The following is a 22204-nucleotide window of genomic DNA, read 5'->3' on the forward strand; positions in this document are numbered from 1 at the left end:
TTCATGACCTGCATCAGCTGTGACGTTTTGATTCTTGATCAATCCCTACAAAATTTTCATCTCTTAAAACAATGCTAATAACTTTTTCCCCTACTCATAAATCCCTTTATTGGTTCTTCTTCTTGTGATAAAATCCCCAAGGAAACAAAACGTAGCCGACCACATCAAAATATAAATAACCTGAGTTTTGTATTCCCACATTGAATCCCCCATTTCTACCCCGTGAATGAAAGTCATATACGCTTTTTGTGGCAGTATCGCACAAAGGGCATTTAATATTGGATGATGTGGAGCAAAAGAAATAAAACAGCCTGACAATACACACGTGATCACACTGATACCACTCGTCATCAAACTGATGTTTCGATCCATCACAGAAGCCATAAAGATAGCGAATGCTGTTGCAAGCACTGTAAGAACACCCAGTAACCCAGCAAGAATATTTAAACGGAAACCAATTTCAGCATGAAAGAGTACATTTGTAATTAGGATGGCCAAGTAAGTGGGTATGTATAAACATAAAAAAGTAAAGATAAACTGAACCAACAAATATTTCCCCACATGCACGGGAGACACTAAAATCCTTTTGAAGGTTTTGAGCATCCGGTCTTCTGGATATAACGCAGCTAATGCCACACCTTGCATCAATACAAGCATCATGATAAAGCCTAATATATTCGTTCCCGTTCCCCGTTCAGTCCTTAATTCATCCTCTCCCCGGTAGCTGCCTGGCATTTCTCCAGTCTCAAAAAATTGCTGAATCATTTTTTGATCCGCTTTACTTTTCAACGTGGTTACTTTGTAATCAAGTTGATTTTTTTCTACAATGGCTGCATATTTCCCTAACATCAGATCAGAAAACTTCGGCTTCTGATCTACCGTTACCACTCTAAATGCAGAATCACTCGGCAAATGATGAACTTCGTCCAGTTCTGTAACAAAAGCGATTGTTTCTTTGAAAACCGGCTTCCCGGAAAACATAATCGCAACGCCAATCATCAGAGGGATAATGATTAATGCAATGATAATAATGGCTTTTTTGGTCAGGATTCGCTCCCACCTGTTTTGGAATAAACTCAGCATATATATCCCTCCGGCTTAAATACAACATGAGAAACGGCAATACAAATGATTGAAGCCAATATTAGTCCTGACATAACAGGCTGCAGCATACTGAAATCATGATCATAAATGAGACGAAATGAACATTCTGTTACCCATTTAATCGGAGAAAGAATCGATATCTGATTGACGGTATCTCCAAATCTATGAATTCCGAAAAATACGCCACCAAAGAAAACAAAAAAAGCTATCGGAATTTGCATAATCCCATTCGCCTGTTCTTCATTCTTGAACAAACTGCAGAACATTGTGCCAAAACAGCAACCGAAAAATAAAAATACATACAATAAAAGCATGAAATACGTAAGATATTGTCCTCCAAAGTTCAAATGAAAAATCGTTTGGGCTATCAACACATTCATGCTGTACATAATGACACTGAATATAAAGGTTGATAGTAATTTAGAAAGATAGATACTAGTTGTCGAAACCGGCGCATACACAATACGAAGGTTCGCTTTCTTCACCTTTTCCTCCATAAACGTATTAGAGCTCGTCATAGCAATCAGAGCTGCAGTGAAAATCATCATATTCACTCCGTAATAATCATAAGAACTTACCCCGCCTGCTCCAAAGCTGCTTTTCGTAACAAAGCCCATGACCAGAATGAGAACGAAAGGAAAGGCCGTATTGGCTATTACAAGAACCGGATTCCTTAAAATATTCATAAAATCAAATGTTATCAATTTTAACAAACTCATTTTGCTCTCCTAATCTCTTAAATTTCTTCCCGTCAGCTCTAAAAATACCGTTTCTAACGATGCCTCTTTTTTGTTCATGTTTAGGATGCTGCAACCTTGGGCACTCAATTCTAATATGATTTCACTCAGGTGATCTTGGTTCTTTTGAACGGTAACATTTAGTTGATGGTCAGAGAAATCAACTCCTGTCACTCCTATGATTTCTCTAATCGAGTTTTTATTTAATCGCTGAACATGCGCCAGTTGAAAAGCGTATGTTATTTCTTTATTGGCTTCTCTGTACAGCTCTTCTTTTGTTCCATTGGCAATAATTCTTCCTTCATTCATGATCATAATACGATCTGAAATCGCCTCGACTTCTTCCATATAATGTGTAGAGTAAATGATGCTTGCGCCTTTTGTTTTCAGCTCTTTTATCGATTCCAAAATGTGATGCCGGGATTGCGGATCGATTCCTACCGTGGGCTCATCCATGATAATCAGTTTCGGCTGATGGGCAATGGCGCACGCAATGTTTAATCTTCTTTTCATCCCGCCTGAAAACGTCTTTGGCTTGTCATCTTTCCGTTCATATAGCTGTACGAGCTCCAAAGCCTCTTTGACTCGGGCTTTCAGTTCTTCTCCTTTAAGAGAATAAAGACTGGCAAAAAAACGAACATTTTTCTCAGCTGAAATCTCCTCATAAATCGCGATATCTTGAGGCACAATCCCGATGCCTTTCTTCATTTCCTTTGACCCTTTTTTCACACTATGGCCCAATATCGAAACGTTTCCGGAACTGGCCGACAATACTCCTGATAAAATATGAATGGTTGTGCTTTTTCCTGCACCATTTGGACCTAGTAAGCCAAGCACTTCCCCCCCTCTCACTTCGAACGAAATCCCATCTACTGCCGTTTTGTTTTTATACTGCATTTTCAAGTTTTCTACTATTGCTACGTTGTTCATAGTTGGTTCTCCTTTTTACTTTCTCCGTTTTGCGAATTCCTGCAATAAATTTGTTTTCAAATTGTCTCGATTTTGTTCAATGTCAAAATCAGCAGCGTCTTCTTCAAAACCATCCTGTTCTTCTCCATCAAAACTGTACAGTTTCTTCAATAAAATCCACAATGTTTCCAGCTCTTCCGTCGAAAAGCCTTTAAATAGATCGGCCATAAAATACACCGCTTTTTCACCGCATTCCTCCATGACACGCTTTCCTGAATCAGTAATCTTCACATTAACTGCACGCTTGTCGCGTTTACTTGGTACAGTGATGACATAACCTCTTTTTTCAATACCGCTGACAAGTCTGTTGATGTTTTGTTTTGAAGTGCCTAATTTTTTTGCAATGTTGTTGAATGTCGTTTCCTCTTCCGGTAAATGCAGTATGGCAACCATCGTCATAAATTGCCTCGACGTTAAGCTTTCATAATAATCGTCTCCGCGTGATTGGATTTTGTTTAATGTGGAAAAAAGTGTAGCGTAAGACTGTTGCATTAAAAATAAATCTTTCAGTTCCTTAGAATAATCCACGATGTTCCCTCCTTGAATAGACAACTTATTGTCTATTCATCTTAACATTTCTCGCTATATTGTCAATATGTTGTCTATTTTTCTTTAGAATCCCTCGATAATTAATAGAATAGTAATATTCTGATTGATTCAGAAAGAGTAATGTTGATGGCTCGTCATCGAGAATTCAATGAAGAATAAAGCGTTATGAATCTGTTTTGAGAGAACATTCGGGCGAGCTAAGACGTGAAATTAACGTGGAACAAACGGCTCAGACTTATATTCTGTTTCTTATCAGCTGAGTGTGATGGTGAAATCCCGTCCAGATCAATCATTTTTGCGTCATTCCGTATCGGAAATCCTTACATTGCTGAACAAATGATAAAAAGCGCCCCTCAAACAGGGCGCTTTCTAATTAAGATGCATATTGAGGAGATGTATCCTCCTTTACTGCTTTTTCTTCAGGTATATGAATGCATTTCGTCATGATTGCACTCGCAACGTAAAGGACCGCAAAGATCCAGACGACGCCTTGCGCACCGACGAGACCGATGAACAACCAAGCAAGCGCGGGACCGACAAACGCTGATAAACCTGCAGCCAAATTCAATACAGACATGGCTGCCCCTTTATCTTTTCCTGCCACCGTCGGCACAATTGCACCAATCGGCACATAGCCTGCCAGCAAACCGCCCCAAATAAAGCCGATCACGCTGACAACCGCTAAACTTCCGCCGGAGAAAACAGGTGCGTAGTATAATAAGACGGTGAAAATGCCGCAGCCGACTCCGCCGAACCAAATAACAGTATTTTTCCAGCCGAATTTATCGCCGACAATACCAAAGATAAGGTTAAACACAATGTTCCCCAGAAAAATCGTTCCCCAAATTTGCAGCCACACATTGGTTGAAATTCCATGCTGGGCCATGTGTATCGGCAAAAAGACTGGAAAACCATATGTACCAATGCTGTTGATGATTCTGATGATTCCGCCTGTAAGCACGCGCGGATTTGTAAATAGAATCGTAACCCCTTTTAAAAGCTCCTCGGCTGTTTCTGATCTTTTTCTTTTCTTCTTTTCAAAACGGTCTTTATTGATAAACAATGCAAAAAATGCACCGAGACATACCCAGAAAATAGAGCTCCAAAGCGTATTCAAATAACCGAACGCTTTGATCGCGTAGCTTGAGTACCAAGCGCCGAACACAAACATGCCGAGGCAATATGCTATCCAAAACCAGCCGACAGCAGTGCTCAGTTTGCTTTGCGGTGTTCTGTAAATGACCCATGTCAAGAAAGAATAAGCAAAAAGCGGGTAACCTAACCCTTTTACGAAGTAAGTCACATACATCACTGGCAGGTTCAGCTGTTCAAATCCAAATACGATAAAAGCAGCTGTACCGATCACATAAAACAACAGCCCCATAAACATCGTCCGTTTTGCGCCAAATGCTTCGAGACATACACCTGAAAACCAGGAAGCTATGGCAAGCGCAATTCCGTATATACTAAAAATGGAAGCGGACTGCTGAACGGTGAGCCCGTTTTCGATCAAAAAAGGACTGAGCCAGCCTTGTTCAAGGCCATCTCCCATCATAAACAAAACAACCCCTAAAAATCCCCAGGCAAGCCGCTTCGGTATTCCTATTTTATCCAACATATCTGTCTCCTCCTTAGATGCTAATATACATTACCGTATTACCTTATTAAAGTTGAATATTAAATGATTCCTCAAAACAGCAGAAATGCCGCCTTAAATTAATACTTTGCTTTCTGATCCTGAAAAAAAGCGCTGTGTTTGCTTCCATTCCTCATATAAAGCCAATTCTATCTGACAGTCCTTCGGTTCGATCACCCGGACATTTGCTGACATCTCCTCCGTTAATTGAAAGGTTTCATTGCAAATGACTGCAGCACCGACGACAGATGCCTGATGATATCCCTCTTGGACATAGACCTTTTTTTGAAGAAGATCCGCGATATATTGAGTGAGCGCTTTGCTTTGGAATCCCCCTCCGCACACCCAAACATAGTCACGTTCAAACGGAGTAACCTCTGTTAAAATGTCAAAGTTCCATTTGATTGAAAATGCGATCTCTTCTAGCGCTGCACGTACAAAATGTGCCCTCTTTAAATGTGCTGACAGCGGGGCATCAAAAAGAAAACCGCCTCTCGTTAATGCATTCTTTTCAGCCGATAAATAAGAGCCGAGAGCCGCTACACATGCATGGTCTTCTTTTGCAAGTGCAGAAATCTCCTCCTCCATTACTTCGTACGTTTCATTCGGATAAAAAATCTGTTTTAATTTTTGATAATTCAATCCGGTAATTCCCGGATTCGTTTCCACAAGCCAATGCCCTTGATCTGTATGACAGTTCAGCCAGGCTTTATGTTTTGTGTCGCCATGATCCGCAGTCATTTTGGTTATTGGCGTTGTTGTCCCTGATACAATGACAATGTCCTCAAGTCCAGCTCCGGTGCTTTTGACAGCCAGCTGTGTATCCCCGCCCCCTGCTATAACCTTAGCATTTATTGAAAGGCCTAATTCGGATGCATATTCATTTGCTATCGTTCCAATTGCTGTTCCCGCTCTTACAAGAGGCGGAAGGATAGATGGAGAAAAGCCGAATATGTCGCACATCTCTTCTGACCAAGTGTTTTGCTTCACATCAAACAGCAGGGTTTCTGTTGCCTGTGATGGTTCATATGTTAATATTCCGCTCAGTTGGTACGTCACCCAATCACTAATGCTAGTAAAGCTTGCAGTCTTTTCCCATAAAGAGGGCTGACGCTGTTTTAATCCATAAAGCTTGAGCGCGGAAAAAAGTGCGGTTGGCAGGCGGCCTGTGCGGCTGTATATCTCTTCCCGATCGGGAATGCTCGCCTCCCACTCTCGGCCGCGGTTATCAATGTTCGGCAGCCCGAGAAAAGGATCGCCGTTTTGATCAATCAAAACAATCCCCTGTCTTTGGCTCGTTGATGTCAAACCAATGATGTCAATATCATGCGAACGGGATAGCGCACGTTTTGCCAAATTCATCACCTGCTTCCACAGCACCTGAGGAGAAAAATAACGGCTGTCCGGGTAAAGCGTCTCTGTGGAATACACAATGTCCTCCCGTTCCACTGTTAGAACACTGCCAGTTACACTCACGACCGCTACCCTTGCATTGCCTGTGCCGATATCAAAAACGAGATAGCCTTTTTGTTTTTTCATTCTGTTATCCTCCTTTCTTATCCCCCTGTTTTCAGTGCGTCCTTGTTATACATTGTCGGAATATTAAGAGTTTTTTCACCCTTCCACTTTTTGAGGGCTTTATTCAGTATCGTCACGTGATGATCCTCTACTTCAAAGGTTGCCCCAGCGAGATGCGGTGTTGCCAGAACATTAGGCAATGAAATCAATTCATAATCTGATTCCTCTGGAGGTTCATGATAAAAAACGTCTAATATCGCACCTCTGATTTTATGTTCTTTTAATACAGATAAAAGATCTTCACGGTTTACAACAACTGCTCTTGAATTATTGACGAAAACCGCACTCTGTTTCATCAGATCAAAATACTTCCGATCAATAAGTCCAAGTGTTTCCTCAGTACGAGGCAGATGGACAGAAACGATATCACTGTCTGAAAACACCGTTTTAAGAGATACTTTTTCATACAGCGGATGATCGTCTTGAATGTATGGATCGTAATACTTTATTTTACAGTCAAACGCAGTCAACAGTTTTGCAATCCTTTGACCAACCGCCCCGAACCCAATCATGCCAACCGTTTTTCCTGTTAATTCATTTCCTTTAAATTTGACATAAGCCTGCAGGTAATCACTGTTCCACTTTCCATCCTTCAGCCATTGATTCGAGGCGCTGGTATGGCGCAGAAAGGAAATCACATTTCCAATAAACATTTCAGCAACGGCTTGTGCATTCCGCCCTGGTGTATAAAAAACAGGTATGCCTCTTTTTGAGGCAGCTGCCACATCCACATTGGAGGGCATTCCCCTGCAAACACCGACAAATGAAAGTTCGGGAACAGAAGCAAATACGCTGTCTGTTACCTGATCAAGTTCAGTAATCAAGCCTGTCGCATTTGTTGCTTTTAGCAGCTGAATGAGTTCATCCTCCCGATATGCCCTACCTTGTTCCTTCCAAGATTGATAAGCAACTGAGTCAAACAAGTTTTCTAGCTCTTTTCGTCCTTCTTCGTTGTACGGTGCTGTAACCAAAACCGTCATGGTGCAAAACATCCTTTTCATCGTATTTTTTCATAAAAAAATCTCTTTCCGAAGATGGAAAGAGATTCATATATAGGCGCGCTCTGTTACAGGCAGACGCCGGTATAAACCTTGCTTTCCTATCTTTCAAGCTGACGCTTGCTGGAATTGGCACAATAATGTTGCCGAGGTTTCATAGGGCCAGTCCCTCCACCTCTCTGGATAGAAAATGTTGAGTATGTAATTTTCAGAATAAAGAATACGTTTATCATAAAGAAGTCTCAGATTGATGTCAATCTCTTTTTTCAGAATTGACGTTATGATCCGAAATGTTATAATTCTTACAAAATATCTAACTAGAGAGAGGAAATGGGCCATGAAATCTTTTGCCACACAACAAAACGGCATTTTCAAATCCGTTTGCTCGCTGGACTGCCCGGATCAGTGCGGATTGTTAATACATAAAAAAGACGGGAAAATCGTAAAAGTGCAAGGAGACCCTGATCATCCTGTCACAGCCGGAAACATATGCAACAAAGTCCGGAATATGACGGAGCGCATCTATGATGAAAAGCGGCTGACAACACCGCTCAAACGAACAGGTGCGAAAGGCCAAGCGATATTTGAACCGATTTCTTGGGAAGAGGCAATCGATACGATCACCTCCCGCTGGAAACAGCTGATTAATGAAGAGGGAGCTGAAAGCATACTTCCTTACAGCTTTTACGGAAATATGGGGAAATTGACAGCTGAAGGAATGGACCGCCGCTTTTTTTACCGCATGGGGTCAAGCCAGCTTGAACGGACGATTTGCAGCAAAGCGGGATCTGAAGGCTATAAATATACAATGGGCATAAGCGCGGGAATCGATCCTGAGGAAACCATTCATACAAAACTATTTATTTTTTGGGGAATCAACGCGGTCAGCACAAATATGCACCAAATTACGATCGCCCAAAAAGCGCGAAAACAAGGTGCCAAAATTGTCGTGATCGATGTGCATAAAAATCAAACAGGACGTCTCGCAGATTGGTTTATTCCAATAAAGCCGGGAACCGACAGTGCACTTGCTCTTGGCATCATGCACATTTTATTTAAAGAAAATATGCATGATGAAGCATTTCTGTCCGAGTACACGGTTGGCTATGAAGACCTCCGTGAACACGTGAAACAATATGATCCTAAAAAGGTATCGACGATCACCGGTGTCAGTACCGAAGATATTTACCGACTGGCAAAAATGTACGGGGAAACCTCCCCTTCTTTTATCAGAATCGGAAACGGACCCCAGCATCACGATAACGGCGGGATGATTGTAAGGACGATTGCCTGTCTTCCGGCGATCACCGGCCAATGGCTGCACACAGGGGGCGGCGCAATTAAGCATAACAGCGGAATTTTAGAGTATAACACAAATGCCTTGCAGCGGCCCGACTTATTGAAAGGGCGCACCCCGAGGTCGTTTAATATGAATCAGCTTGGCAGGGTGCTTTTGGAAACAGACCCGCCGATTCGCTCTCTATTTATTTATGGAACGAATCCTGCCGTCGTCGCGCCCGAAGCAAACAAAGTCAGACAGGGCTTGCTGCGGGAAGACTTGTTTACTGTGGTTCATGATTTGTTTTTAACGGAAACGGCTGCATATGCGGACATTGTACTGCCTGCAACATCCGCTTTTGAAAATACTGATTTTTACACTTCCTACTGGCACCATTACATTCAGCTTCAGCAGCCGGTGATTGAGAGATATGGGGAAAGCAAGTCTAACACTGAGGTTTTCCGATTACTGGCTGAAGCCATGGGATTCACAGACCAGGGGCTTAAAGATTCAGATGAAGTATTAATCCGCCAGGCGCTTGACCATCCAGATAATCCGCATTTGGCAGAGATTGATTACGATGCACTTGCTAAGCATTCATTTATGAAAGCGAAACGCGAAAAGCCGCTGTTTCCGGGCGAACTTCCAACGCCAAGCGGAAAAATAGAATTATATTCAGAACAAATGAAACAAGACGGCTTCCCTGCTTTACCGACATATACACCTCTTGTAACCGATAATGAACATCCGTTTATGTATGTTCCGGGGCCAAACCATAATTTCTTAAACTCAACATTTTCCAATAATGAAAAACACATCAAGCTTGAAAAGACGCCAAAGCTCTTTATCAACACAAAAGATGCTGAAGAACACGGAATCGTTGATGGGGCACCTGTACGAATTTGGAACAGCCGGGGAGAATGCGAGCTGACCGCTGCAGTTGGAGAACAAGTGCTGCCAGGTGTCGTTGTCAGCCAAGGATTATGGGCGGATGAACAAGGAAAAAAACAGCTTGTAAACGCGCTAACCCCAGACCGATTGTCCGATATGGGCGGCGGCGCCACCTTTTTTTCAGGCCGTGTACAGATTGAAAAGGTTTGAAAAAATAATGAAACCGCTAGTATGCCAAGCCCGTATAACATAACATCGACATAATGGAGGCATACACATGGACGTTTTTTTAGGGATTGGTATTGCTTTGGCAGGATATTTTATCGGTGAAGGCTTAAAGCAGATGAACCATACAAAAGGTAGTGAATAAAATGATATCTTGCTTATTAAAGAACGGGATATTTACTTTTACATCGGACTTTTTTTAGGAATAACAACGACTGAAGCAAAACAGTTAGCCGAAGATACGGCAGACCTGCCTTACATTGAAATAAACGGAAAAAAATATGTCCAGAAACATATGTTAAAAGATTGGACATTCACATTAGTTGAAAAATATCAGGGTGAATAAAACAAATCTGAGGAGAGCGAGATTCATTGTCACGCTCTCCTCTGTTTAGCTGTATGGATTGACCGCCACCAAAACTTTGTTCCATAAGCGCTGATAAAACGATAAACCACCATCTATGTTCTTTCCTCAAACAACTCAAGATGCCCATTCCACAACAATAGTTTTTATATTCCGATGACGTGATGATCTTGATGAACGTATGTATCGTAAAACACTTAGAAAATCTATTCGGTTCGAATGTGTGCTCTCATTATGCCCCCATACTGCGCCTTTATCCGCAGAGGATTTTTTTAAAAAAATATGAAACCTAAAGCTTTTAGATCCTGAATTTTTATTGAACCTCCATATTTCTCCGATTGGTAAAAATTAGCCTATACACCGGAAGCTGTACGTTTATAAAGGATCAGAGAATCCCATAACCAGTAAATTACTGCAGCCGCAATACTTAACATATAATAAAAGTACGATTGCAATGTCCATGCTATTGACGCAGGTTCATTGGTAACAAAAAACAGGAAAGCTGCGATAAAAGCAACCACACTGTAAATCAAGAGGTACATGACATTGAATGTTCTCGCTTTTTTCTGCAACTTCATTTGGAGCGGAACAGCAAAAAGGCCATACACCACAAAACCGTATAATAAAGCAATTGCTGCCGTAAACAATGCAATTATCATATCGCCATACATAACGAAAGAATAAAACCCTAAAAACAAACCAAATGTAAGGCTGGATAGCCCTAATGTCATTAAATAATATGATGCGATTTTTTTCATTTTTTCACCCCCCCCTTGTTTGATTTATTCACAGTGCTGTTAGTATAAATTCACAACCTTTGTATTTCTTTTATCGAGATGTCTTCCCCAACGTGCTATACGCAATGCGCTAATAAAAGGTTTCAAAAATGACGTTCTTTTATTAGATAATACGCTGGCATGAAAACGCATCTCCTGATTGGCGAAAGCGCGAATGAAAAAAGTGAATGAATACCTGATCAACAGACAAAATAAGAAGAGTTGATATTCAACACTTTTCGTAAAGGAGTGAAACCAATGAGTAAAAAGGGAATTCAAAATTCAAGTATTGAACAAATGAGAAATGACCATGAGACTGAAACAGCTTTTAAAGCAGATGATCCTAAAAAACATGGTTCTGATCCTAAAAGAACGAAATAAGTTCTTACCCCCACTAAAATATCAATAATCTGGAGGAAGTAAAGTGACTCAAAAAAACGGTGCAGACAGACCTGATGATTATAAAAGATTTTCTTCATTAGACAAGGAATATGATTTTCAGCAATCTATAAGCAGCAATACTGAGACAGAAAGTGTAAACACTGAAACACAAACTCATAACAAAGAAAACAAAAATGACACAACAGATGTAGCCGGGAAATACTTTGAGCCCTCAGATTATAAAGGAAGCACGCAATTGGAAAAAGGATTGGCTGAAACTCATGAACAGGTGAGCGATGACTATTTTGAAGGAACGATCGATCAAAATTTGGACTAGCCATACAAACGGAGCTAACTTAAAAGAAGTCAGTTAGCTCCGTTTGTAGAAACAACCACAGTAAAAGTAGCCAACCCCCACCGAATAAGATGGGGGTTGCACGTAAGTAGCCTGTTTAATATTTAAAACGATTAATGACGGTTTGAAGCTCTTCTGCCAACTGAGATAGAGATTCTGCGGCATAGGAGATTTCCTCCATTGAATGTAGCTGTTCCTCTGATGATTTTGCAACCGCTTCTGTATTTGCAGACGTTTCTTTTGTTCCAGCGGCCAATATATGAACTGTGTGCTGAATCACTTCAACGCCTGATGTAAGCTGTTGAGTTGCCGCTGCGACTTCTTGTATTTGAGAAGTGACCTGTTCTACCAGGTTCAATATTTCATTGAAATTTTCTGTTGCCTCTTGAGAAAGAACAATACCTGAGCTCACATTTTCTTGAACAACCTTAATATTATTTACCGTTTCTATCGATTCGTTTTGGATGGTCGCTACCACCGATTGGATGTGGTTTGCTGATTTATTTGTTTCATCCGCTAATTTCCGAACTTCTTCAGCCACCACGGCAAATCCTTTTCCTTGCTCTCCGGCTCTGGCCGCCTCGATCGCTGCGTTTAGGGCCAGCAAATTGGTCTGCTCGGAAATTGTCGTGATAAGCGAAGAGATATCGCTGATTTCTGCTGTGCTCGCTACCAATGCCTGTAATCCATTCCCGGCTGAATCTACGGATGTATCAATAAATTTCATCTGATCTAACATCTTGTTAACGGACTTAGAGCCTATTTCAGCCTTATCTCTCATCGAAGAAGAAAGATCCGCTATGTTCCCTGTATTTGAAGCCACAGATGATATACTGTCTAATAATTCAGTGATGGATTCTGCGCTCTTTTCTGTCATCGAGCTTTGCTTCACATTGCTGTCGGCAGCCATCTGCATGGCTCGTGAAATATGTTCAGATGTTGATTTCGATTCTTCCGCGCTTGCCGATAATTCTTCGGAGGAAGCGGCGACTTGTTCAGATGAACTGCTGATTTGCTTCACAATTTGAGATAATGAATGAGTAAAAGAATTAAAAGATTTGGCAAGCTGGCCAAATTCATCTTTATTTTTCACTATGACTTTTTTGGTTAAATCAGCCTCGCCATGAGCAATTTCCTCTAGCTGCTTATTTATGCTTCTTAGTGGCACCATAATGGACTTTAACAGCATTATGCTTAGAACAATGCCTAATATTACTGATATCCCTGTGACAATGATAATGAGCGATTGACTCATTTTCCCATTGCCCTGTATTTCATCCTTTAGATCCTCTACCTCTTGATCCAGGCGATCAGACAGCTTATTGACAGCCGGATCTACGACTTCTTTTCTTAATGTTCTTTCTTCTCCAAAATGGATGGTTTCTGCTTTTTTAGGATTTGAAGAGTAGGCTGTTACTACCTGCTGATTCAAAGCTCTATACTGAGTAAAACTTGTCTTAATGTCTTCAATATTGGATTGATACTTCTCTTCATCAATCAAGTCATTAACCCGGTCAAGGCTCTTTAAGACATCGTCTGCTTTTTCCTTCATACCCTCGTCGTATTCTTTGTCTCCGGTAATCAAGAAGCCTCTTTCATCATTTGATAACCCGGTCAATTCATATTGGATGTGTTTTATCTCTTTTTGGAATTCCATTTTGTCTTTAAGTTCTTCATTCTTTTTCACAGTAGAAGAAATCATAAATACTGAGGAGCCTCCAATTCCAATAATTGAAACAACTAATATTGATATAATCCCCAGCAATTTTGTTTTCACTTTCATGTGTCGTTTTCCCTTTCCGCACAATGTAATGGATGAAATAAAATATGTTCAAGCGCGTTTGAATCCAATTCGCTTACGCTCATGTCCATAATATCGACACGTGTTATCAAGTTTTATAGTGCTATTCATATGAATAAGCAAATGTCTTTACATCTCTGAACTTGCAGAAAAACCTTAAGTGAAATTTGCAGTCTTTTGCGGTATGTAAGTCACTCTTATTCGTTTTTCTAAAAAAGGCTTTTCCCACCTCAAATTGGCTGAACCGGCTGTTTTCTCGAAAATATAATGACAATACGCAGCATACATTTAAGGAGCGATACACTAAAATGGGAATCATCAATGGTAAAGAATTCATTGACCGATTGAATAAACTAGAAAACGAAATATGGTATGATGGCGAAAAAATAAAGGGTAACATTTCTGAGCATCCTGCATTTAAAGGAATAATCAAAACAAAAAGCTCACTTTATGAATTGCAAACAAAGGATGAGTTAATACATGAAATGACTTATTGCCTTCCTGGAGATCATGATCGAATCGGCCTTTCCTATCTCCAGCCTAAAACCAAAAATGATTTGAAAAAAAGAAGGACCATGATTGAACATTGGGCTAGACATACTCACGGAATGATGGGGAGAAGTCCGGATTACATGAATACGGTTATGATGAGCTTTGCTTCGTCAGCGGAGCTTCTAAAAGATAAAGAGAATTGCTTTCCTGAACATATACTAGATATGTATGAACAAGCTGCTAAGCATGACCTTTCTTTTACCCATACATTCATTACTCCGCAAGTGAACCGGTCACAGTCCTATTTTGGGCTAAGTGAAAAACCGATATCTGCTAAAGTCATTGATAGAACCGAAAAAGGTTTAATGATCCATGGCGCACGACTGCTTGCAACACAAGGCGGGTTGACCGATGAAATCTTGGTTTTTTCAGCGCCTAAATTTTTCTTTGAAACAGATGAAGCTTATGCTTTTTCAATCCCTTCTAATACAAAAGGCGTAAAATTCATCACAAGAGAATCATTTGTATTAAGCGACTCTTCCTTTAATCATCCCTTAAGCTCCAGGTATGAAGAAATGGATTCAATTGTGGTTTTTGATCATGTGTTAGTGCCGTGGAATCGTGTGTTTTTTTACGATAATGTGGAAGCAGCTAAAGATTTTATGACAAAAAGCTCTTTTCATGCCTTTACCTTTCACCAGGTTGTCATTAGGCAAATGATAAAAATTGAATTTCTATTAGGTGTTGCACAGCTTCTTGTCGACACCATTAATGTTTCCGAATATCAGCACATCCAAGAAAAGCTCTCAGAAATCATTGTGGGATTGGAAACAATCAAAGCCCTCATTGACAAATCGGAAAATGATGCTCAGTTAGATGAATTCGGCTATATGCGCCCCTGTTTAATTCCTCTTCAAGTCATCAGTACGATCATTCCTAAGCTATATCCTCGATTTACTGAAATCATACAATTAATTGGAGCTAGCGGAATGGTGACACTGCCTACCGAAAATGCATTTGACTCAGAGATACGGGAAGATCTTGACCAATATCTTCAAGCAACCAATACAAATGCTGAAGAACGTGTGAAAATTTTCCGTTTGGCATGGGATTTAACAATGAGTTCATTCGGAACTAGACAAACTCACTACGAAAGATATTTTTTCGGAGATCCTATTCGGATTTCAAGCAGGCTGTATACCAGTTATCCAAAGCAGGGGCAGTTGAACATGATTAAAACATTTTTACATGCAGATGCAGAACAATGAAAAAACAGCGGGAAAAGATCCGCTGTTTCGTATTTTTTATTCAGGAAACTGAACATGGCCCGGTACAGTATAGGCTTTGGACGTTCCGCTTTCAGGCAGCTTTGGAATGGTGTCTTTCACAACTTTTCCGCGGATGTCAGTCATTCTGACTTTGAGAGAGCCTGTCCCTAAATTCGTACTCACAAAATGGTTATAGTCCATTTTCTCCATGTTGATCCACTTACCATCCTTTTCATATTCCATTTTCATAACAGGATACTTGTGATTTCTGACTTGGATTGCTGCCCACCACCTGCTGCTGCCTTCTTTGATCCGGTACGTGAAATTGCCGGTGATTGGGGCTTTGACAACACGCCATTTAATATTGATTTTTCCGTCTTTCATATTGCCGATTTTACGGAAGGCATTAGGTGACAGATCAAGAGCTCCCCGAGCGCCTTCGGGATAAAGATCAGTAACATATACGGTTGTTTTCCCTTTTGGCCCTTCAACTTCTAAATAAGAGCCGGCAAGTGCTGCTTTTACTCCTCTGTAATTGAGATCCGCCGGATTTATTGCAGTAATCTCCATATCGGAAGGAATGGGATCCAGCAGGAAAGCTCCTCCTGAATAACCTGACCCTGTATACGTTGCATAACCTTCATGCAGGTCGTCATATGCTGCCGAAGCTTGCGGGGAAAAACAGAAGATCGTCAACAAAACCATACCAACAAATGCACTCATGATCTTTTTCATATTTGGTCCTCCTCAAACCAGACTTCAAATGAGAATCATTATCATTATAAGACTCAATCCATCTGGTTTGAAAGAGGAAATAGATTCATAGATGATTTTAAGGCAAATTCACTATCATTCATATATCAAATGTAGGTACTTATGAAAAAGCCAATACAAATGAACGAATGTGCACTTCAGCCGAATGTCTTATTTTTCCCTCTCAAAATTCGCACTTCAATAACGAAATGAAACAGGCTGTTGGCCTGATAACAGCTATACAGGAAAAGCTATTTTTCCCCGCTCAGTTTCAACTTAGCTGTCATCATGATGCCAAAGATCAGCACAATCGGAACCCAAATAATGAAGTGATAAAAATCAGGCTCAGCCAGAGCAACAATAATAGCCCCCACACAATACAAAATAATAGCTAGTGCTCTTAACACAGTATCTCTTAAGAAAGTCTTCTTTTGCTTCTTAAAAAACAAACGGCCGGATATATCCTCTAAAAGAGAAGCCAAAGTGCCGGTCAACACAGTTGAAGAAATACCTGCGATCCCCAGTTTTTTTGCTGCTGTAGTTTGAATCCCCATAGAAATGCTCATGAGTATAATCAGAATGTGCACAGGAACAAATGCCCGGTAAAAAGAAAGACAAGCAAAGACAAACAAAATGAATGCTTCAAGTGCGAGGGCTTTTGTCACAGCAGAAGGCCAAAGGGTATTTTCCGCCTTTCCGACCATCAATGTAGCAATGATCACGCCGCATATAAATCCGATTAGCGCAGTCAAGGAATTAAAAACAGTGACCTGAATGGATTTGCCGATAGCTAACCCCAATAATACAATGTTTCCAGTCATATTAGCTGTGAACACATGTCCCAGGCTTAAATACCCGATTACATCCACGATTCCAGCTGTTAAACATAAAAGTGATAGCAAGGTGTTTCGATAAGCTGCTGCAGTCAACGGTGTATCAATCCTTTCTTCTATTTCAATTGTTAGTATGTCTTTTGGCGCAATCTCTATTTTTTAAGTAACCCAACATTATTTAGGAAGATAGAACCTATCATTCCTTTCCATTAACTGTAATAATAATCCCCGCAAGGAAATTATTAAATTTGAAAGGAAGCATATTGTGATGAAACGACTTTGTTTATGGTTCACCGTCTTTAGCTTGTTTTTGGTTCTCTTGCCTGGAAAAGCATTAGGTGCAGTCGATTTTCCGAATACCTCAACAAATGGCCTTTTAGGTTTTGCCGGAAATGCCAAAAATGAAAAAGGCATCGCTAAAACGGGCACAACGGGTGGAAAAAACGGGCAGATTGTTTACATTCAAAGCGTAAATGATTTAAAAACCCATCTAGGAGGATCCACTCCGAAAATTTTAGTGCTTCAAAATGATCTTTCCGCATCTGCGAAAACAACAGTTACCATTGGCTCAAATAAAACACTCGTGGGCTCTTACGCGAAAAAAACGCTGAAAAATATTTATTTAACAACTTCATCAGCTTCTGGAAATGTCATTTTTCAAAATTTAACGTTTGAACACAGTCCGCAGATTAACGGAAATAATGATATCCAGCTTTATTTAGATTCCGGTATGAACTATTGGATTGATCACGTCACATTCTCAGGTCATAGCTATAATGCAAGCGGAAGCGATTTGGACAAACTCGTGTATATCGGAAAATCCGCAGATTATATCACGATCAGCAACTCAAAATTTGCGAATCATAAATACGGTTTGATTTTAGGATACCCGGATGATTCTCAGCATCAATATGACGGCTACCCCCACATGACAATCGCCAATAATTATTTTGAGAATTTGTATGTTAGAGGCCCAGGTCTGATGAGATACGGTTACTTTCATGTTAAAAACAATTACAGCAATAATTTTAACCAGGCGATTACAATTGCTACAAAAGCAAAAATATATTCCGAATATAATTACTTTGGGAAAGGCAGTGAAAAAGGCGGCATCCTTGACGACAAGGGCACTGGTTATTTCAAAGACATAGGCAGCTATCCATCACTCAACAAGCAAACCTCTCCGCTGACTTCTTGGAATCCCGGGTCAAACTATAGCTATCGTGTCCAAACGCCGGAATATACAAAAGAATTTGTCACGAAATATGCCGGATCACAAAGTACAACTCTGGTATTTGGCTACTGATATAAAAGAGGCCCTGCGTTAAAAACGCTGTGCCTCTTTTTATACTATAGGCTATTTTTAAGCGATCCTTGTAATTCCATCAAGATCCAGCGTCGGTCAAACTAAAAAGCATATGTTCTTTTCCACAATAACTTCTTAACTGGCTTTCTTATTATACCAGTTTATCGCAAGTGAAAAGAAATCATTGTTCTGGACCTGTATTAAATGACCGTTCGTCCCACAAACTATTCAAAAACCCCTAAAAAGGATGATAGATATGTGCGGCAGGTTTACTTTGTACTCTGCATTTGATGATATTATTGACCAGTTTGACATCGATCAATTTTTTCCTAGAGGTGAATACCAGCCAAGCTATAATGTCGCACCATCACAAAACATCCTTGCAATCATCAATGATGGATCAAATAATCGCTTAGGCAAGCTTAGATGGGGACTTATTCCACCTTGGGCAAAAGATGAAAAGATCGGTTATAAAATGATCAATGCTCGAGCCGAAACCATTACCGAGAAACCGGCCTTTCGAAGACCGCTTGTCAGCAAACGCTGCATCATACCAGCAGACAGTTTTTATGAATGGAAACGGCTTGATTCCAAAACCAAAATCCCAATGCGGATCAAATTGAAATCATCTGCTCTTTTTGCGTTTGCTGGCTTATATGAAAAGTGGAGCACACATCAAGGAGATCCTCTTTATACCTGCACCATCATAACAACTGAGCCTAATGAGTTCATGAAAGATATACACGACCGAATGCCGGTTATATTGGCCCATGATCATGAAAAGGCGTGGCTTAACCCCCATTATACAAGCCCTGATTATCTGCAAAGCTTGCTGCTGCCTTATGATGCTGATGACATGGAAGCATACCAGGTTTCATCATTAGTAAATTCACCTAAAAATAATTCAGCTGAGCTTCTTGATGCAGAAAATCATATGTTGTGATTGAAATTCTCTAGCAAGAACTTGTCAAATAGCTTTGTTCCTTAGGTGCCATTCCCTCTAGTAATTATGAATATTTAGTACATAAATCAATTAGTTATTTTTAGCATCAGTTTGAAATAATTTTCTTATGTAAACTTAAATAAGCAATGTTATCCCTTTCATATAAAATAGTTTACATTTTTATAAAATCGCTTCACTTTTCTATTTTGTCAGCAAAAAAACTGAACCACATTAAACTTATGAAACCTGCTGCACCTGTGATTGCAAATATGATATAAGCCCATAGAGGTAAATCCATACACTTTCCCTCCTAAGAATTAAATGAAATTTCTTTCATCTTACATGAAGGTCTTCTTTCTTTTGTTTATCCAGTGTAATACTTAATAATATGTTGATGAATGCAGCTGGAAAATAAATAAATCCCACTCCAAGAATGCCTAGTATCGTACTTATACTTACTATGTAACTCTTTGTCATCGTTTGACTATCAATCAATATTAGAAGTGAAATCAATCCAGCTAAAACACCTATAAACCAAGCATCGCCAACAGCATAAGAATCATCCAGCATCCCTAACCATCGCCCCAATATAGAGCTCCCAATGGCAGTCAAACTGGATAAAAATATGAGTGCTTTCATTTCTTGTCCTCCTTTAAAGCCAATCAAACTGGTAGAAATCGGCCATTAAATTCCCATTATCGAATGGTTATCATTTCCACATTAACATTTTAAAGCTCATTACAATACGATTCAAGCAGAAAAACCCTACATAACGTATATATAGGGATTTGATAAAACACAGGCCAACACCCAGCTCTAGTTACTTTAAGACCACTGTGTGATCGGTTCAGTCTTTACGTACCGGGATATTTCACAACAGGCACTTTCTTCTTACGCAGAGAATCAAGCATGACTGATCCAGCATTCAAGTTGCTTTGCACTAATTCTTTAGGCGTCAATGCCATCCACTGATTGAGTGACACATCTGCATAGCGGTTACTTTTGAACATTTCTAAAAACCATAATGTTTCTGTACCAGTGTTTTGTATATAGTGTCCGGCATTAGAAGGCACGTATCCAACGTCGCCTGCTCTATAATCAAATGTGCGGGCAGTCCCATTTCCGATAAATACCGTCATTCGTCCCTGTCCTGTTAGATAATATTGCCACTCATCGCTATTGGGATGCCAATGAAGCTCTCTCATCGCGCCAGGCTCAATCTGAACAAGTGCAGCGGCTATCGTTTTTGAAATTGGGAAGTTAGAAGAATCCACTATTCGTACACTCCCCCCTGGCATTTGAATTGGGGGTTGATTTAACAGCTCGTGTTTAAAGGTCATGGGGACTTTTCCATATGGTGACTGAATGTCTTCACTCGCGACTGATCCCGGCACATTCCCTTGGTAAATATAGACTTGCTCAGACGGAAGAGAGTTGAAAGCATTCTCCGGGACACCGAAATTTGCAGACAGAACGTCTTTTGGTGTGTGTGCAAGCCAATCTGAAATGGTTAACGTTGAAAACTCAGAAAAGTTTCCATCATCGAATACGAGCAGAAACTCGCAGTGTTCCAATCCCTGTATGGAATGCGGAATTCCTGCTGGGAAGTACCAAAGGTCGCCGGGACCAACATCAGCAATGAAATTTCGTCCGTCTTGGTCAACAGCGGTGATACGTGCCCGTCCCAAAAGCATATAAGCCCACTCCGCTTGCTTATGCCAATGAAGCTCACGGACGCCTCCCGCAGTTAAGCTCATGTTTACACCTGCAATCGCAGTCGAAATCGGAAGCTGTCTTACGGTGATTTCTCTTGACCAGCCGCCGTGATCTAATTTCATGGGAGCGTCTGAGAATGAAAATCTCAAGTTAGGAATCATACCCTCATCTGTAACAGGCGGAACAAGTATATTCGGATTTTGAATATCCCGCATTATATTTCGCGGGCCTGCATCAATAGCTCCAGCTCCATCACTTCGAATAGGCTGCGGCACGTTTCTGTCATCATGATTGATTGGTTGTTGTTCCAACAGCATGCACCTCGTTTTAGAAATGAACAAGATTTTATTTCAGCCTATGCAGAATCTTAGATTGCTGTGCCTAGGAATCCGCAAATAAAAAAGTGACCACCAATGTGATCACAAATACATCAAATAAGCTATTTTTTATACCATGGCTTCTTATGTAATTTGATTTCTTCTGTCTGTTTTTTCTGGCCTGTCTTCCACTCCACTTTCACTAATACATCATGTCCTATCACTTCATCTTCAGGCATATAATCAAAGGTGGCAATATGGTCCTCCATGCGTCCCCCACCCGGCATTTCATCACCTGTGTATTCTGACAAATCATAATTTTCCCTGTCATCATACATTTTACCATCTATGTATAAGGTGATTTTTTCTATGACAGTCCTCTTTTCGTCCTTCTTACTCCCCTGCCAATATATATTTAGAAAATAATTAGGTCCAATTGAAGTTTTGTCTGATTTTTCAAGGTTAGACATCCACAGTCCGCTTTTCCCGCTGCCCTCATATTTCACTTTGTTTCCTGATACCATTACAAATAATGTGGTGATGCAGATGATCAAGAATCCAGCAATGATCAATAGCCATTTCTTAATATTGTTCTTTTTTTTCATGTTTACCCCCACTTTCCTAACTTTTTAGTAGGAAAATATGATCAAAATGTTACCGAAAAGAAAATTAAAAACTTCGAATTTAAATTAAAGCTCTTTCAGAGACAAAATTTAAACGTATATCACGCCTTACATACAATTTTGTTTTAAAATGGACTTTTTATTTTTAAAAATCAAGCTAACAAGAGTTTATTAAGTAACTTTTCAAATTTATTTACACTCATGATCTCATGAGTCACAAATCTCCCATATAAAAAACGCTAAAAGTTGTCCAAATAGCTGGTGACTTTTGTTCCTCTTCTTTCGATGATAACAGAATTGACTGAAATTG

General features: G+C 40.2%; 20 protein-coding genes, 3 pseudogenes and 1 riboswitch. Of the genes and pseudogenes, 7 read left to right on the plus strand and 16 right to left on the minus strand.

What is annotated here, in order from left to right; genetic code table 11:
* Window positions 1–90: 90 nt before the first annotated feature.
* From ACFVP7_RS11500 to ACFVP7_RS11530, 7 genes are all read right to left on the minus strand, one after another.
* Complete coding sequence (locus tag ACFVP7_RS11500; protein WP_076457970.1) at window positions 91–1083, minus strand: ABC transporter permease; 993 nt, start codon at window positions 1081–1083, stop codon at window positions 91–93.
* Window positions 1077–1823 (minus strand): ABC transporter permease, encoded by a 747-nt coding sequence (locus tag ACFVP7_RS11505; RefSeq protein WP_076457971.1) that lies wholly within the window; start codon window positions 1821–1823, stop codon window positions 1077–1079. The genes ACFVP7_RS11500 and ACFVP7_RS11505 overlap by 7 nt, the downstream gene beginning before the upstream one ends.
* Window positions 1824–1832: 9 nt before the next feature.
* A complete protein-coding gene (locus ACFVP7_RS11510; protein ID WP_076457972.1) occupies window positions 1833–2771 on the minus strand; it encodes an ABC transporter ATP-binding protein in 939 nt (312 codons plus the stop codon).
* 15 nt (window positions 2772–2786) lie between these two features.
* Window positions 2787–3338, minus strand: coding sequence for a MarR family winged helix-turn-helix transcriptional regulator (locus ACFVP7_RS11515; RefSeq protein WP_014479988.1), 552 nt, complete (start codon window positions 3336–3338; stop codon window positions 2787–2789).
* 394 nt (window positions 3339–3732) lie between these two features.
* Complete coding sequence (locus ACFVP7_RS11520; protein WP_396582145.1) at window positions 3733–4977, minus strand: MFS transporter; 1245 nt, start codon at window positions 4975–4977, stop codon at window positions 3733–3735.
* A 93-nt stretch (window positions 4978–5070) separates the two neighbouring features.
* Window positions 5071–6534 (minus strand): FGGY-family carbohydrate kinase, encoded by a 1464-nt coding sequence (locus ACFVP7_RS11525; RefSeq protein WP_396582147.1) that lies wholly within the window; start codon window positions 6532–6534, stop codon window positions 5071–5073.
* 17 nt (window positions 6535–6551) lie between these two features.
* Window positions 6552–7574: a 2-hydroxyacid dehydrogenase gene (locus ACFVP7_RS11530; RefSeq protein WP_338734064.1), complete on the minus strand. Its 1023-nt coding sequence runs from the start codon at window positions 7572–7574 to the stop codon at window positions 6552–6554.
* Window positions 7575–7669: 95 nt separating this feature from the next.
* Window positions 7670–7761, minus strand: a riboswitch (SAM riboswitch).
* A gap of 147 nt (window positions 7762–7908) precedes the next feature.
* On the opposite strand from ACFVP7_RS11530, the gene ACFVP7_RS11535 reads away from it, so the two are divergent.
* Entirely contained in the window at window positions 7909–9951 is a 2043-nt protein-coding gene (locus ACFVP7_RS11535) for a molybdopterin oxidoreductase family protein (protein ID WP_338734066.1), read from the plus strand.
* Between the two features lie 67 nt (window positions 9952–10018).
* A pseudogene (locus tag ACFVP7_RS11540) lies at window positions 10019–10312 on the plus strand (hypothetical protein).
* Window positions 10313–10683: 371 nt separating this feature from the next.
* Here the strand turns inward: ACFVP7_RS11540 and ACFVP7_RS11545 are convergent.
* Both ACFVP7_RS11545 and ACFVP7_RS11550 read right to left on the minus strand, forming a co-directional pair.
* Window positions 10684–11088 (minus strand): UPF0715 family protein, encoded by a 405-nt coding sequence (locus ACFVP7_RS11545; RefSeq protein WP_128422265.1) that lies wholly within the window; start codon window positions 11086–11088, stop codon window positions 10684–10686.
* Window positions 11089–11178: 90 nt separating this feature from the next.
* Window positions 11179–11296: pseudogene (locus ACFVP7_RS11550) on the minus strand (hypothetical protein); the annotation flags it as partial.
* Window positions 11297–11364: 68 nt separating this feature from the next.
* Here ACFVP7_RS11550 and ACFVP7_RS11555 point away from each other — a divergent pair.
* Both ACFVP7_RS11555 and ACFVP7_RS11560 read left to right on the plus strand, forming a co-directional pair.
* Complete coding sequence (locus tag ACFVP7_RS11555; RefSeq protein ID WP_014477000.1) at window positions 11365–11487, plus strand: hypothetical protein; 123 nt, start codon at window positions 11365–11367, stop codon at window positions 11485–11487.
* A 43-nt stretch (window positions 11488–11530) separates the two neighbouring features.
* Window positions 11531–11824, plus strand: a complete 294-nt coding sequence (locus ACFVP7_RS11560) for a YozQ family protein (RefSeq protein ID WP_014477001.1) — start codon at window positions 11531–11533, stop codon at window positions 11822–11824.
* Window positions 11825–11939: 115 nt separating this feature from the next.
* On the opposite strand, the gene ACFVP7_RS11565 is transcribed toward ACFVP7_RS11560, so the two are convergent.
* Window positions 11940–13625, minus strand: coding sequence for a methyl-accepting chemotaxis protein (locus tag ACFVP7_RS11565; protein ID WP_283934402.1), 1686 nt, complete (start codon window positions 13623–13625; stop codon window positions 11940–11942).
* A 326-nt stretch (window positions 13626–13951) separates the two neighbouring features.
* Here ACFVP7_RS11565 and hpaB point away from each other — a divergent pair, with 326 nt between their 5' ends.
* The gene (gene hpaB, locus ACFVP7_RS11570; protein WP_338734071.1) at window positions 13952–15403 is read left to right on the plus strand and encodes a 4-hydroxyphenylacetate 3-monooxygenase, oxygenase component; all 1452 of its coding nucleotides are present in this window, start codon (window positions 13952–13954) and stop codon (window positions 15401–15403) included.
* A gap of 36 nt (window positions 15404–15439) precedes the next feature.
* On the opposite strand, the gene exlX is transcribed toward hpaB, so the two are convergent.
* Together exlX and ACFVP7_RS11580 are read right to left on the minus strand one after the other, a co-directional pair.
* Window positions 15440–16138, minus strand: a complete 699-nt coding sequence (gene exlX, locus ACFVP7_RS11575) for an expansin ExlX (protein ID WP_338734073.1) — start codon at window positions 16136–16138, stop codon at window positions 15440–15442.
* A 269-nt stretch (window positions 16139–16407) separates the two neighbouring features.
* Window positions 16408–17085 (minus strand): YoaK family protein, encoded by a 678-nt coding sequence (locus tag ACFVP7_RS11580; RefSeq protein ID WP_004399503.1) that lies wholly within the window; start codon window positions 17083–17085, stop codon window positions 16408–16410.
* Window positions 17086–17257: 172 nt separating this feature from the next.
* On the opposite strand from ACFVP7_RS11580, the gene ACFVP7_RS11585 reads away from it, so the two are divergent.
* Both ACFVP7_RS11585 and ACFVP7_RS11590 read left to right on the plus strand, forming a co-directional pair.
* The gene (locus tag ACFVP7_RS11585) at window positions 17258–18295 is read left to right on the plus strand and encodes a polysaccharide lyase family 1 protein (RefSeq protein WP_046160462.1); all 1038 of its coding nucleotides are present in this window, start codon (window positions 17258–17260) and stop codon (window positions 18293–18295) included.
* A 256-nt stretch (window positions 18296–18551) separates the two neighbouring features.
* Window positions 18552–19238 (plus strand): SOS response-associated peptidase, encoded by a 687-nt coding sequence (locus ACFVP7_RS11590; RefSeq protein ID WP_338734078.1) that lies wholly within the window; start codon window positions 18552–18554, stop codon window positions 19236–19238.
* A gap of 333 nt (window positions 19239–19571) precedes the next feature.
* On the opposite strand, the gene ACFVP7_RS11595 is transcribed toward ACFVP7_RS11590, so the two are convergent.
* The 4 genes and pseudogenes from ACFVP7_RS11595 to ACFVP7_RS11610 form a co-directional block, all read right to left on the minus strand.
* Window positions 19572–19877, minus strand: coding sequence for a hypothetical protein (locus tag ACFVP7_RS11595; RefSeq protein WP_232566733.1), 306 nt, complete (start codon window positions 19875–19877; stop codon window positions 19572–19574).
* Between the two features lie 215 nt (window positions 19878–20092).
* Window positions 20093–21271, minus strand: coding sequence for an oxalate decarboxylase (oxdD, locus tag ACFVP7_RS11600; RefSeq protein ID WP_338734083.1), 1179 nt, complete (start codon window positions 21269–21271; stop codon window positions 20093–20095).
* Between the two features lie 122 nt (window positions 21272–21393).
* The gene (locus tag ACFVP7_RS11605) at window positions 21394–21876 is read right to left on the minus strand and encodes a DUF4944 domain-containing protein (protein WP_338734085.1); all 483 of its coding nucleotides are present in this window, start codon (window positions 21874–21876) and stop codon (window positions 21394–21396) included.
* Between the two features lie 170 nt (window positions 21877–22046).
* Window positions 22047–22204: pseudogene (locus ACFVP7_RS11610) on the minus strand (YoaP domain-containing protein); the annotation flags it as partial.

Origin of the sequence: Bacillus sp. SG20033 (genome assembly GCF_044570195.1) — a bacterium.
Lineage (GTDB): Bacteria > Bacillota > Bacilli > Bacillales > Bacillaceae > Bacillus > Bacillus subtilis.